The organism is Flavobacterium frigoris PS1 (genome assembly GCF_000252125.1).
Taxonomy (GTDB): Bacteria; Bacteroidota; Bacteroidia; order Flavobacteriales; family Flavobacteriaceae; genus Flavobacterium; species Flavobacterium frigoris_A.
The window spans coordinates 90,195-103,581 of record NZ_AHKF01000017.1 but is presented as its reverse complement, the minus strand read 5'-3'; the positions used below and the strand labels follow the sequence as shown (position 1 = coordinate 103,581).

The 13,387-nt window shown below is 34.4% G+C and carries 16 protein-coding genes; 11 read left to right on the top strand and 5 right to left on the bottom strand.

Annotation, left to right across the window (positions count from 1 at the left end):
• Positions 1 to 17: 17 nt before the first annotated feature.
• Entirely contained in the window at positions 18 to 593 is a 576-nt protein-coding gene (locus HJ01_RS08090; protein WP_040473787.1) for a nucleotide exchange factor GrpE, read from the bottom strand.
• A 297-nt stretch (positions 594 to 890) separates the two neighbouring features.
• On the bottom strand, positions 891 to 2,261 hold the full coding sequence (gene hisS, locus HJ01_RS08085) for a histidine--tRNA ligase (RefSeq protein ID WP_007137871.1): 1,371 nt from the start codon (positions 2,259 to 2,261) through the stop codon (positions 891 to 893).
• A 180-nt stretch (positions 2,262 to 2,441) separates the two neighbouring features.
• Here hisS and HJ01_RS08080 point away from each other — a divergent pair, with 180 nt between their 5' ends.
• Positions 2,442 to 3,686 (top strand): ABC transporter permease, encoded by a 1,245-nt coding sequence (locus HJ01_RS08080; protein ID WP_007137870.1) that lies wholly within the window; start codon positions 2,442 to 2,444, stop codon positions 3,684 to 3,686.
• Between the two features lie 54 nt (positions 3,687 to 3,740).
• On the opposite strand, the gene prmC is transcribed toward HJ01_RS08080, so the two are convergent.
• Both prmC and HJ01_RS08070 read right to left on the bottom strand, forming a co-directional pair.
• Positions 3,741 to 4,595 carry a peptide chain release factor N(5)-glutamine methyltransferase gene (gene prmC, locus HJ01_RS08075; RefSeq protein ID WP_007137869.1) on the bottom strand — a complete coding sequence of 285 codons (855 nt, stop codon included), beginning with the start codon at positions 4,593 to 4,595 and terminating at the stop codon, positions 3,741 to 3,743.
• Between the two features lie 38 nt (positions 4,596 to 4,633).
• Entirely contained in the window at positions 4,634 to 5,119 is a 486-nt protein-coding gene (locus tag HJ01_RS08070) for a GNAT family N-acetyltransferase (protein WP_007137868.1), read from the bottom strand.
• Between the two features lie 106 nt (positions 5,120 to 5,225).
• On the opposite strand from HJ01_RS08070, the gene ribD reads away from it, so the two are divergent.
• From ribD to HJ01_RS08055, 3 genes are read left to right on the top strand one after another with little or no spacing between them, the layout of a single operon-like run.
• Positions 5,226 to 6,290, top strand: coding sequence for a bifunctional diaminohydroxyphosphoribosylaminopyrimidine deaminase/5-amino-6-(5-phosphoribosylamino)uracil reductase RibD (gene ribD / locus HJ01_RS08065; protein WP_040473804.1), 1,065 nt, complete (start codon positions 5,226 to 5,228; stop codon positions 6,288 to 6,290).
• Positions 6,283 to 6,885: an HAD family hydrolase gene (locus HJ01_RS08060; RefSeq protein ID WP_007137866.1), complete on the top strand. Its 603-nt coding sequence runs from the start codon at positions 6,283 to 6,285 to the stop codon at positions 6,883 to 6,885. Before ribD ends, HJ01_RS08060 begins: the two co-directional genes overlap by 8 nt.
• An 11-nt stretch (positions 6,886 to 6,896) precedes the next feature.
• On the top strand, positions 6,897 to 7,529 hold the full coding sequence (locus tag HJ01_RS08055; RefSeq protein ID WP_007137865.1) for an IMPACT family protein: 633 nt from the start codon (positions 6,897 to 6,899) through the stop codon (positions 7,527 to 7,529).
• Between the two features lie 21 nt (positions 7,530 to 7,550).
• Here HJ01_RS08055 and HJ01_RS08050 read toward each other — a convergent pair whose 3' ends face one another.
• Positions 7,551 to 7,952 carry an acyl-CoA thioesterase gene (locus HJ01_RS08050; protein WP_007137864.1) on the bottom strand — a complete coding sequence of 134 codons (402 nt, stop codon included), beginning with the start codon at positions 7,950 to 7,952 and terminating at the stop codon, positions 7,551 to 7,553.
• A gap of 195 nt (positions 7,953 to 8,147) precedes the next feature.
• On the opposite strand from HJ01_RS08050, the gene dnaA reads away from it, so the two are divergent.
• From dnaA to HJ01_RS08025, 7 genes are all read left to right on the top strand, one after another.
• A complete protein-coding gene (gene dnaA, locus HJ01_RS08045) occupies positions 8,148 to 9,575 on the top strand; it encodes a chromosomal replication initiator protein DnaA (RefSeq protein WP_007137863.1) in 1,428 nt (475 codons plus the stop codon).
• A 7-nt stretch (positions 9,576 to 9,582) separates the two neighbouring features.
• A complete protein-coding gene (locus HJ01_RS08040; protein WP_007137862.1) occupies positions 9,583 to 10,050 on the top strand; it encodes a low molecular weight protein-tyrosine-phosphatase in 468 nt (155 codons plus the stop codon).
• A 100-nt stretch (positions 10,051 to 10,150) separates the two neighbouring features.
• Positions 10,151 to 10,873 carry an SAM-dependent methyltransferase gene (locus HJ01_RS08035; protein WP_007137861.1) on the top strand — a complete coding sequence of 241 codons (723 nt, stop codon included), beginning with the start codon at positions 10,151 to 10,153 and terminating at the stop codon, positions 10,871 to 10,873.
• A gap of 64 nt (positions 10,874 to 10,937) precedes the next feature.
• The gene (locus tag HJ01_RS17635; protein ID WP_157999917.1) at positions 10,938 to 11,093 is read left to right on the top strand and encodes a hypothetical protein; all 156 of its coding nucleotides are present in this window, start codon (positions 10,938 to 10,940) and stop codon (positions 11,091 to 11,093) included.
• Positions 11,094 to 11,125: 32 nt separating this feature from the next.
• Positions 11,126 to 11,281, top strand: a complete 156-nt coding sequence (locus HJ01_RS17630) for a hypothetical protein (protein ID WP_157999916.1) — start codon at positions 11,126 to 11,128, stop codon at positions 11,279 to 11,281.
• 270 nt (positions 11,282 to 11,551) lie between these two features.
• On the top strand, positions 11,552 to 12,046 hold the full coding sequence (locus HJ01_RS08030; RefSeq protein ID WP_007137857.1) for a YybH family protein: 495 nt from the start codon (positions 11,552 to 11,554) through the stop codon (positions 12,044 to 12,046).
• A gap of 182 nt (positions 12,047 to 12,228) precedes the next feature.
• Positions 12,229 to 13,356 (top strand): methionine aminotransferase, encoded by a 1,128-nt coding sequence (locus HJ01_RS08025; RefSeq protein WP_007137855.1) that lies wholly within the window; start codon positions 12,229 to 12,231, stop codon positions 13,354 to 13,356.
• Positions 13,357 to 13,387 lie beyond the last annotated feature (31 nt).

The following is a 13,387-nucleotide window of genomic DNA, read 5'->3' as shown; positions in this document are numbered from 1 at the left end:
GACGAATCGCGGCTCCACTATTGCCCAATAACAACTTTTGGAAAACGAATGATCTTATCGCCTAATTTGTATCCTTTTTCAATCACATCAACAATTTTTCCTTTCATCTTTGGGGATGGAGCTGGAATTTGCGTGATTGCCTCAGCAAAATCAGCATCAAATGTATCACCATTTTTAATCTCAACTTGCTCTAGTCCTTTTGAAACTAAAGTTCCTTTTAATTTTTCATGGATTAGCTCCACTCCTTTTAAAAGTAATTTATCATCAGACTTACTTATTTCAACCATAGCTCTGTCAAAATCGTCTAAAACAGGCAGCATAACCAACAAAACTTCTTGATTAGCCGTTTTAAACAACTCTAAACGCTCTTTTGAGGTTCTTCTTTTATAATTTTCAAATTCAGCAAATAATCGTAAATATTTATCTTTCTCTTTCGCTAAGTCTTGCGTTAATTGCTCTTCAACACTTAACTCATCAGCAACAACCTCTTCGTTTGCATTGTTCTCTAATGTTACATCATCCATCTCTTTATCGATTTCTGTATTTTCAGTAGTCATATTACCTTTATTTTTAAAAATATTTTTAAACATCATTTTTGCACTTTTCTATGGAATGCAAAAGTACTGCCAATTCTAACTAAATGTCAAATTGTCATTCTTTTTTGATTCTCATTTATCTACTGAATTTTAATCCTTGTGCATTTATCACCAACCAGAATCTAAATTTTAAGATTATTTTAAGACTATTACGATTTACTTTCTCTAAGTTTGTTATCGGTTCTGATCTAAAAATATGGTTAGTTACTGTACAATTATTAATTCGTGATTACCCCATATTAAAAAAAGCTTTGTTTATTTAAACAAAGCTTTTTTTTACGCCCAAAAATTTATTTACAAAAGCACTTCCTTTAAAGCTTCAAAATCAAGTGAAACTTGCTCTCCTGTTGCCAAGTTTTTAAGAGCAAAACTGTCAGATGCCATTTCATTTTCCCCAATGATTACCGCAAACGGAATGTTACGTCTATCAGCATGTTGGAATTGCTTTGCCACTTTTGCATTGTCCGGATACAACTCTGCTTTAATACCCGATACCCTTAATTTCTGAATCGCTTTCATTGCATAAAAAGCTTCTCTGTCTCCATAATTAATAAATAATGCTTTTGTGGTTGCAGTAACCGTTTCCGGAAACAGATTTAATTCTTCGACAACCAGATAAATACGGTCGAGCCCGAAAGAAATCCCAACACCACTCATGTTTTTTAAACCAAAAATACCTGTCAAATCATCATATCGTCCGCCACCACCTATGGATCCCATAGCTACTTCTTTTGGCGGTGCTACTTCAAAAATAGCTCCTGTATAATAATTCAACCCACGGGCCAAAGTAACATCCAAGTCAAGAGTAGCCGTTGACAATCCCAAATTCATGGTATTATCGCATATAAAACGTAACTCTTCGACCCCTTTCATTCCTTCCTGTGAAGAAACTAATAGTTGCGATAGTTTTTCTATTTTCTCTGAGATACTCCCTGTGAAATTAAAAAGAGGCTGAACTTTAGTTATAGCTTCTTCAGAGATTCCTTTTTCGATCATTTCCTTTTTCACACCATCCTCCCCTATTTTATCCAATTTATCGAGAGCTACAGTGAAATCGATTAATTTATCCGATGCGCCAATTACCTCAGCAATTCCAGATAAAATTTTTCTGTTATTGATTTTAATAGTCGCCCCTTTCAATCCCAAATCACTAAAAACCATATCGTAAAGTTGGACTAATTCCACTTCTTGCCACAAGGATTTTGAGCCTACAACATCGGCATCACATTGGAAAAACTCTCTGAAACGACCTTTTTGAGGCCTGTCAGCACGCCAAACCGGTTGGATTTGATATCTTTTAAAAGGAAATTCAATGTCATTCTGATGTTGTACTACGTATCTTGCAAAAGGTACCGTTAGATCGTAACGCAAGGCTTTTTCAGAAATACTAGACGTTAATTTAGTACTATCCTTAGCTTCCAAATGAGATGCATTGGCTTTTGCCAAATAATCCCCTGAATTTAATATCTTAAAAATTAAACGATCGCCTTCCTCCCCGTATTTCCCCATTAGAGTCTCGGAGTTTTCAAATGAAGGTGTTTCTATGGGTTGAAAACCAAATTTTTCAAAATTGCTCTTGATAATTTGCATGATATATTGTCGTTTTGCCACCTCAGCAGGTGAAAAATCTCTTGTCCCTTTTGGTATACTCGGTTTTGATGCCATTATTATAAATTGTGAATTTTAAATTATGCATTATGAATTATAACTAAAATGGATTTTTCAAAATCGCAATCTCTTATTTAAATATCATAATTACTACTGCAAATATCTTATTTTTAAAATAAATAATGCTCCTTCCAAAACAAACTTGTAACAAAAATTGTATTTTCGTGTCAAACTACTATGATGCTAAATTTATTTAAAGAAAACGTTCGGATTGCCGTTGGTTCAATCAGAACACAATTATTACGAACCACTCTTACCGTATTAATTATCGCCATAGGAATTACAGCCTTAGTGGGAATCCTGACTGTAGTATCCGCTTTAGAAAACACTATTTCCTCCGATTTCGCATCGATGGGAGCCAATACTTTCAATATTAAACAATACGAAAATACAATAAGAAGACAGGGAAATGAAGAACGTAAAATCATAAACCCGATCATTTCCTACCCAGAAGCAGTAGCTTTCAAGAGCAAATACAATTATCCTTTTTCGGAAACTTCACTTTCATTTACGGCAACTTCTAATGCTGAAGTGAAATATGAAGCAAACAAAACCGACCCAGAAATTGCCGTACTTGGTGTCGATGAACAGTTTATGACTAATTCAGGTTTAGAAACCAGTGTGGGAAGAAACTTCACGGGCTTCGACATCGATAACAACAACTACGTTTGCATTGTGGGCTCTGATTTTGAAAAAGGCCTTTTAAAAGACGTTAATCCAATTGACAAAACAATTTCAATACGAGGGGCACGGTTTAAAGTAATCGGTGTTTTAAAAGAAAAAGGTTCCACTTTTGGCAATAAACAGGATTTAAGAGTTTTAATTCCAATTCAATTAGCAAGGTCTTTATTTACGGCACCTAATATTAATTACACCATGAGTGTAATGGTTACCAAAAAAGAATTATTGGATCAGGCCATTGATCACGCCACTATTACCATGCGTAATGTGCGTAAGTTGAAGCCAGTAAAAGACAATAACTTTGGCGTCGTTCGAAGCGATGATCTTATCAATAGAATCCTTGGAATCACTAAATACCTTGGCCTCGCGTCTTGGTTAATAGGCATCATTACCGTTTTAGGATCTTCCATCGCTTTGATGAATATCATGATTGTTTCTGTTACGGAACGTACGAGAGAAATAGGAGTTAGAAAAGCCTTGGGCGCAAAAAGATCTACTGTCGCAATTCAGTTTTTCATAGAAACATTACTAATTGGGCAACTTGGAGGTATCGTGGGTATTATTTTAGGAATATTGATAGGCTTTGGGATAGCCACTGCTTTTAGTTTCGACTTTGTGATTCCTTGGATCGCCATTTTTGCAGCTTTTCTGACTAGTTTTATTGTAGCTATCGTATCCGGCTTATATCCAGCCATAAAAGCCGCATTTTTAGACCCAATCGAAGCCTTGCGATATGAGTAATCTGCAGTAACTAATCTTAAATCGGTACAAAAATTTAAAACTAAACATGGTCTACTAGACCGTTGCTTTAATCATTCGGTCATTTCCATAAATATCTTTACGTAATTCTATGTTTTTAAAACCCACCTCAGCTAGTAGACTTACTGTTTCCTCGCCTAAATATTGATTAATCTCAAAAAACAATAGTCCGTTTGGAATTAGATTTTTTTGAGCCAATTCAGCTATTTTTCTATAAAAAATTAAAGCGTCATTGTCATCCACAAAAAGTGCTAAATGCGGCTCGTTATCTAAGACATTTTTCTTAATTTCCTGTTTTTCCAGATTTCTAACATAAGGAGGATTTGAAACGAGAACGTCAAATTGCTGGTTCAAATCATCGGTTTGAAGTATGTTTTGCTTTATAAAAATCACCTCAACTTTGTTTGTTTCTGCATTTTTTTTGGCTGTAGCCAAAGCCTGTTGCGAAACATCGATAGCAAAAACTTGCGCCTGAGGAATATTCTTTGCCAACGAAATTGCAATACAACCGCTTCCAGTTCCAATATCCAAAATTCTGAGTTTATCACTTCCAGATATCGACTTTTGACTTTCTAAAATCCATTCTACTAATTCTTCTGTTTCTGGTCGCGGTATCAAAACAGAAGAATTTACCTCGAAATCTAAACCATAAAAGCTAGTAACACCCAATAGGTATTGAATAGGAATTTCCAATTTCAACTGTTCCACAAGAGTATTCCATATCAAAATTTCTGTCTCAGAAAACTCCATATCAGGTTGCAAAGCCAAATCAATTCTTTTCAACCGATGGTTTGCTTCTAGTATTAAGTAAAAGAAACTTTCCGCTTCTCCTTCCCCGTGAATTGGCGATAGCGTTTTAGTAAATAAGTCTCGGTATTGTTTAATTTTCATTCTAATCGTATTTCTGTTTCAATTTAGAAACTCATAATTTATAGTTCCTTCAACATCCACACAGGACAAGAGGTATGACCAGTAGATCCCATTGGAGCATCAATATTCACGAAGCCTGTTTTTTTATACAGTTTTTGAGCACCATGCATGAAAGGCATCGTTTCTAAATAGCATTGTTTAAAACCAAATTCTTTAGCCATTTGCAAACATTTAGCCATCATGTGACCTCCTATTCCTAAGCCACGAGTTTCTGGCCTAAAATACATCTTTTGCAGTTCACAGATTGATTCGGCTTCGTTTTCAAGAGGAGCTACGCCTGCCACTCCCATTATTCTACCGTTATTTTCAACGACGTAATATACAGATTTAGGCTTGCTATATTCCTCAAACATTAAATCCAAATACGGATCTTCATAAGCAGTTCCCACTTTCGGGATATTCATCTCGTCAAAAACCGCACGTATCAATTCTGCAACAGCTGGATTGTCTCTTTTTTCAATCTCTCTAATAGCCCAATTTTCCATTATTATAATTACTTATTTTTTATGATACAAAAATAGAAATTGTTTGTTGTTATTTTCAAAAGTTTCAAAACTAAATCCTAAACTCAAAAATAACTACTTTTGCATTGTGAAGATACATGAAAAATACATAGAGCGTTGCATACAAATAGCCAAAAACGGACTAGGAACAACTTACCCAAATCCTTTAGTGGGCAGTGTCATTGTTTATGACAACAAGATAATTGGAGAAGGTTGGCATAGAAAAGCAGGAGAACCTCATGCAGAAGTAAATGCCATAAATTCAGTAAAAGACAAATCACTTTTAGATAAAGCCACCATTTATGTTAGTCTGGAACCTTGTAGCCATTTTGGAAAAACCCCACCCTGTTGTGACCTAATTATAAAAAATAAGATTCCGAATATTGTAATTGGAACCGTAGACCCAAACGTAAAAGTTGCCGGTAACGGTATAAAAAGACTAATTGAAGCCGGAACAAAGGTAAGCGTTGGTGTGCTTGAGAATGAATGCAACGAACTGAACAAACGCTTTTTTACTTTTCATCAGAAAAAAAGACCGTACATAATTTTAAAATGGGCACAAAGTGAAGATGGTTTTATAGCTCCTGATGCTAAATTCAGAAAGACACTCAATGAAAATCAAAAAAGGCCAGTTTGGATCACAAATCAATATTCTAGGCAATTAGTTCATAAATGGCGAAGCGAGGAACAAGCGATACTGGTTGGGACACAAACGGTTATTGATGACAACCCAAAATTAGATGTTCGCGACTGGACCGGAAACAACCCCATAAGAGTGGTTTTGGACCTAAATAACCGCACCCCAAACAACAGCCAAGTGTTTGATAATCAAATAAAAACTATTGTTATTTCAAAATCCAGACAAGATGTTATCAAAGAAAACCTTATCTTTGAGAATATTGCTTTCGAAAAAAACATAGCACAGCAACTTGCGGAAGCGATGTACAGACACCAAATTCAATCCGTAATTATTGAAGGTGGCCGTCAGACTTTACAAACTTTTATTGACGCAAAACTTTGGGACGAAGCCCGTTTTTTTTCAGGAAATACGATTTTCACCGAAGGCACAACCGCACCAACTCTGCCCAAAAACCATATTGAAAAGCAATTTATTGGCCAGGATGAACTTATAATATCAAGAAACCATGATTAATACAATTATATTTGATTTTGGAGATGTCTTTATCAATTTAGACAAACAAGCTACTGTTACCGGCCTAAAAAAATTAGGGTTGACACAGTGGAATGATGATCTGAACGATTTAAACATTCAGTTTGAGACCGGTAAAATCACAAGAGATAACTTTCTTCAAGGCATACAAAAACACATCCCTCATGCAAGTACTACAGAAATCGAATATGCTTGGAATGCGATTTTATTAGAATTTCCTCTTTATAGGCTTGAATTCCTTCAAATGCTTTCCAAAAAATACAGGCTCTTTTTATTAAGTAATACTGACGCAATACACATCGAGAAATTTGAACAAAAATCTGGCACTACATTTTACAGTGATTTTTACCAATGTTTTGAACAAGTCTATTTTTCATTTGAAATAGAAATGCGCAAACCCAATTCAGAAATTTACAATTATATTTTAAACAAACATGAATTGCAGGCAAAACGAACTTTGTTTATTGACGACAAAAAAGAAAACACAGATGCCGCAGCTGAACTTGGTCTCCAAGTATGGAATCTACAAGTGGGCAAAGAAGACGTCGTTGACCTATTTAATAAAAATATAATTTAGAAGAATACCTATTGAAAATTAAAGATACCTACAATACCATTGAAGCTGCTTCAGAAGAGATTTTATTAAAAGAAAAGAGCAGCAAATTTTTTGGTTATGCTTTTCCTATCCAATCTGAAGATGAATTAAAGGCTATCATTGACCTTTTAAGAAAAAAACATCCACACGCAGGGCATTTTTGCTATGCCTATCAAGTAGGCACAGAGACTCTTTCTTATAGAGCTAATGATGACGGGGAACCAAGCAATAGCGCAGGAATGCCTATTTACGGGCAAATACAGTCCTTTGCGGTAACAAATATTGTTGTGATTGTAGTTCGTATTTTTGGGGGTACAAAGCTCGGTGTCGGAGGATTAATATCCGCATACAAGACTACCGCTCAAATGACCCTTGAAAACTGCACTATTATTGAAAAAACAATAGACGTACACTACCTAATATCATTTGATTACAAAAACATGAATAAAGTCATGAGAGTAATCAAAGAAAAAAAACTAGACATTGTATCTCAGAAAATGGAAATAGTAGAAGAAACTGGATTACCAATTGGCTTAATTGAGGTAAAAATACGAAAAAAAAATGCCGAAATGATATTCGACATTTTTAACTCCATATTCGAAATTGATATAAAAATTAAAGAATAATTTTGCTCAAATCCGCTTATTTTAAATCGCGGCAAGTTTTTCATTTATATATTCAGGAGGAACAGTTGGCCGGCTCGTTTTCATGTCTACAAAAACCAAAGTAGAACTAGCAATTGTTAATAACTCCATTTTCTCATTGTAAATCTCATAGTCAAATTCAATCTTAACCGAAGTTTGACTTTTAAAAATAGTTCGAACCGTCAATAGGTCATCATACCGAGCCGGTTTCTTATAATTTATATTCAAAGAAACCACCGGAAGCATAATTCCACTCTCTTCCATCCATTTGTAGGAAATCCCAAGGTTTCTGAGCCATTCCACACGACCCATCTCGAAATACTGGGCATAATTACCGTGATAAACAACACCCATTTGGTCTGTTTCAGAATACCTTACCCTTACATTAAATTCATATTCTTTCATACTTTTATTTCTATTATTATCATTAAATTTTGACTCACTCAATACTACTTACAACAATATTTTTACAAATTCAACCCCTATTAATTTTTTTTTACAGAAATTTGTTCACATATTTGTTACCCCGAAAAATATCAATATTTTTGGTATTTTTTAATAAGACAACGATTACTAAATAAAATAATTTACCTAGAATTTATGAACAAAACTGCTCAATCAGTATGGGAAAACTGCCTGTCTTTTATTAAAGACAATATTCAGGACCAAGCATTCAAAACTTGGTTTGAACCGATCAAATCAGTTGAACTTACCGATAACGCATTATACATTCAAGTTCCAAGTAAATTTTTCTACGAATGGTTAGAAGAACACTATGTAAAATTATTAAAAGTAGCCTTGACTAAAGAACTTGGTAAAAACGCAAAGTTACTTTATAAAATCAAAATGGAAAACACTTATGGCAACAAACAACCGTTTACGGAACAATTGCCAAGTGCGAACCGCGCTCCTATGAAACCGCAAAATGTTGATGCTCCTTTTAAAAACTTAGATCCGGAATTAAAAAATCCTTTTGTAATTCCCGGAATCAGAAATTTAAAAATTGAATCACAACTGAATGCTAACTATAGTTTTGACAATTTCCTAGAAGGAGATTCAAATAGACTAGCACGTTCAGCAGGTATGGCAGTCGCCAACAAACCGGGTGGAACGTCCTTTAACCCATTATTAATCTTTGGAGGTGTAGGTCTAGGTAAAACGCATCTTGCTCACGCTATTGGTGTTGAGATCAAGGACAAATACCCTGAAAAAACAGTTTTGTATATTTCAGCCGAAATATTTACTCAACAATACATTGATTCGGTAAAGAAAAACAACAGAAATGATTTTATCCATTTTTACCAATTAATTGACGTCCTTATCATTGACGATGTTCAGTTTCTTTCTGGTAAATCAGGAACTCAAGACGTGTTTTTCCATATATTTAATTATTTGCACCAAAACGGTAAACAAGTTATTCTGACTTCAGATAAAGCGCCAGTTGATATGCAAGATATTGAGCAACGCTTATTATCTCGTTTCAAATGGGGATTGTCAGCTGAATTGCATCAACCGGATTATGAAACTAGAATTTCTATCTTGAAAAACATTCTGTACCGTGACGGTGTTGAAATTCCTGAAGAAATTATCGAATACGTTGCACGCAACATTAAATCAAATGTTCGTGAATTAGAAGGCGCCATTATATCATTGATCGCACAATCTTCTTTCAACAAAAAAGAGGTTACTATTGAATTAGCGAAAAGTGTTGTAGAGAAATTTGTAAAAAATGTAAAAAGAGAAATTTCTATCGATTACATTCAAAAAACAGTTTCTGATTATTTCCAATTGGATCTTGAGACATTGCAATCAAAAACCAGAAAAAGACATGTAGTCCAAGCAAGACAATTGGCTATGTTTTTCGCGAAAAAATTCACGAAAGCATCTTTAGCAAATATCGGTTCTCAGATTGGTGACCGTGATCACGCCACAGTTTTACACGCTTGCAAAACTGTGGACAACTTAGTAGCCACTGACAAACAATTCAAGAAATTTGTTGAAGATATCCATAAAAAATTAACGCTATAAACGCATCATGCCAGTAAAAATTTTAATGGTTTGTTTGGGAAATATTTGTCGGTCACCATTGGCAGAAGGTATTATGGCATCCAAACTTCCCAAAGATAAATTCAGCGTAGATTCAGCGGGAACTGGTTCCTGGCATATTGGCCATGCACCCGATTCACGTTCTATTGCTACCGCCAAAAAAAACAAGCTTGATATTTCCAACCAAAAAGGCCGACAATTTAGCAGTACCGATTTTGAAACTTATGATTACATCTACGTCATGGACAAATCCAATTATGATAATGTAATCGAATTAGCACAAACTCCTGAGCAAAAAAACAAAGTCCAAATTATTCTGAATGAACTATATCCAAATGAAAATGTGGATGTTCCTGACCCTTACTTTGGTATGCCAAATGGATTTGACATTGTTTACAATATGCTAAACGAGGTTTGTGACATTATAGCCAACAAATTAAAAGAAACCCACCTATAAGTTTCTTTGGTAGTTTTTTCAACTCTAAATTCTTATCTATTTCTTTATTAATGCCGTTCTTTGCATTTCTAAATTAGATTACAAACATAAATCGATTTCAATGAAACCAAATACCATTTTAGGAAAACTCTACCTAATCCCAACCACTATGGGCGATTGTGACCCTATGGATGTTTTGCCTCAAACTGTAAAAAGAACCATTGATTTTATTGACCATTACATTGTTGAAAACGACAAAACAGCTCGTAAATCAATTAAAGAAGTTAACCCTGAAAAAAAACAATCTGAATTGGTACTCTTTACTTTAAACAAACGGACCGAAGTAAAAGAGCATCTTGATTTCATCAAACCTTTATTAGAAGGTAAAAATATGGGGTTAATGAGCGAAGCAGGTTGCCCTGGAGTAGCTGATCCTGGTGCAGTTATCGTAAAATTAGCTCATGAAAAAGGAATACAAGTGATTCCACTAGTGGGTCCTTCTTCAATTCTTTTGGCTATGATGGCTTCTGGAATGAACGGTCAAAGTTTTACGTTCCACGGTTATTTACCTATTGAAAAAGACGAGAAGAGAGCTAGTTTCAAAAGTCTGGAAAGGATTTCATTCGAACATAATCAATCTCAAATTTTCATTGAAACTCCATATCGCAACAATAAGTTATTAGAAGATTTATTGCAGACTCTAAATCCCGAAACACATTTATGTATAGCTACTGATATTACACTTCCAACAGAATATATCAAGACCAAGAAAATTGCGGCTTGGAAGAAAGAAACTATCGATTTACATAAACGTCCCACTATCTTTATAATTCATAAAATGTAATTTTTAGATTCCAAATGGAATATTTTTATATCTTAGTAAAAACTAAACCCGTAAACTAATTAAAGTGAAAATAACCAAAAGAGACATTAGGATATTTATATTAGGTATGATTGCCTTCTTTGCAATAGAATCTATCTACAGCTGGAAAGAAACCAAAAGTGAATTTTTAAGAGGCTGGAATGATGGTTACAACCAACCGGCTGCAACTAAAACAAACTAAAAAATATTTCAAAAGCATTTACATACCAAAAAGTGAACGGACTAAAAAATTTCCTTACAGGAGTGATACTAACAATGGTTGCTCTATTTATCATAGAAAGTGTTTACAACTGGAAAGAATCTAAAGCTGCCTTTATGGATGGGTATCATAACGGCCGAAATTATGATTACAATATTGAGAAAAAATAATTTCACTTAAACACGATATAAAACTGACTATTAAAAACGAATTTGTTTTTCAATAGTCAGTTTTTTTTTTGCCTTCCTCTTTTATTGGTTTTGGAAATATTCCTATTAAAAAGACTTAATCTGTTATTAAAACGACTTTATCACTTTGATGATAAAAAAATTATTTGAAAAAAAATATATACATATTATTGATTATCAATATTTTATAATTAAATTTAATATCCCCTATCTAAAAAAAATCACAATTATCAATTTTAAATAAATTTAATTATGAAAAACAAGATTTTAAAGGGAGGTTTAGTGCTGCTTATCATGTCTTTGTTCATTGGTTGCAACGAAAAAAAAGAGGCTCCCACAGTAACAGTAGACAAAGACGCTATTAAAACTGAAATTCAAGCGATGGAAGACGCCTTTGCTGCCGCATACAATACGAGAAATATAGACGGCATAATGTATTATGCGGATGATGCTGTTAGTTTCTCCAGCGAAAAAAAACCATTGGAAAGCAAGGCAGCGATTCATGAATCAATGAAAGAAGATATAATGACTTTTCCAAAAGCTGCAAAAATAAGCTTTGAAACCAAAGAAGTACATGTTGCAAATGATGGCAATCAGGTTGTCGAAATTGGAGGATATACAGTTGTAGATTCCACAAACACCAAAATGATGAGTGGAAATTTCATGAGTCTTTTTGAAAAAAGAGACGGGAAATACATCTGCATAAGAGACATGGGCAACTCAGATATGCCGAAACCTGAAAAATAAAATTTAAGAATAAATCTACTAGTAAAGCACTTCAACTGGAGTGCTTTCTTTTTTTGAACTAGAAAAATTAGCGAAACACAACGATGAATATCGGTTATAAATTTTCAGAAGAAATAAATCTAAAAATAACATTTTACAAACCCAAACCATTTGCCTACTTTTAAATCACTAAAAATAAAAGTATGTCAAAGCTTCCAAATATCATTACAAGTATCTTTACAATCATGTCTAAGATGGCGGCCGAATACAATGCTATAAATCTCTCTCAAGGATTCCCTAATTTTCCAGTTGACGAAAGACTTACAAATATCGTGGCCAACTTAGCAAAAAAAGACGTGCATCAATACCTTCCCATGGCAGGTTACCCATCTCTCCTATCAAAAATAGCTGTTTTAGTCCATAATTCTTATGGTAGAATTCTTCAACCAGAAACTGAAATACTTGTAACTGCTGGAGCCACACAGGGCATTTTCGCTACAATACAAGCATTAGTTGACACTGAAGATGAAGTTATTATCCTTGAACCAAGTTATGACTGCTATGAAGCGCCAGTTCTTTTATCTAATGCTAAGCCCGTTCGTATTGCTCTTAATGATGATTATACCACTAATTGGGAAACAATAGAGAAAGCGTGTTCCTCAAAAACTAAAATGATTATCATCAACAATCCACATAATCCCACGGGGAAAATTTTAACCATAACGGATTTTGAGGCCCTAGAAAAGCTATTGCGAAAATTCCCCAATATAACCCTACTCTCGGATGAAGTGTATGAATACATCACATTTGAAGAGAAACACATTTCAGCACATACGCGTAGCGCGCTTTTAAAGCGTTGTATCGTAGTTTCTTCTTTTGGAAAAACATTTCATATAACTGGTTGGAAAGTGGGTTATCTCGTTGCGCCAGAACATTTGATGAAGGAAATAAAAAAGGTGCATCAATTTTTAGTTTTTAGCGTCAATAGTCTATCTCAGGTAGCCATAAGTGACTATTTAGACATTGTCTCAGTTCAAGAAATCAGTAGTATGTATCAGGAGAAAAGAGATTATTTCAGACAGTTACTCAAGAACAGTAGATTTAAACTCATGACGTGTGAAGGAACCTATTTTCAAGTAGCCTCCTATTCTGCTATCTCTAATGAAAATGACCTGGATTTCTGCAAAAGATTAATTATGGAACATGGCGTAGCTGCCATCCCTATTTCAACATTTTATGCTGATGCAAAAGACCTACACTTGATCCGTTTTTGCTTTGCAAAGGACAATGCAACTTTAGAGGAAGCAGCTAAAAGATTGTGCAGCATATAACTATAGTAATGCTCATTTTATTATGCGTGCA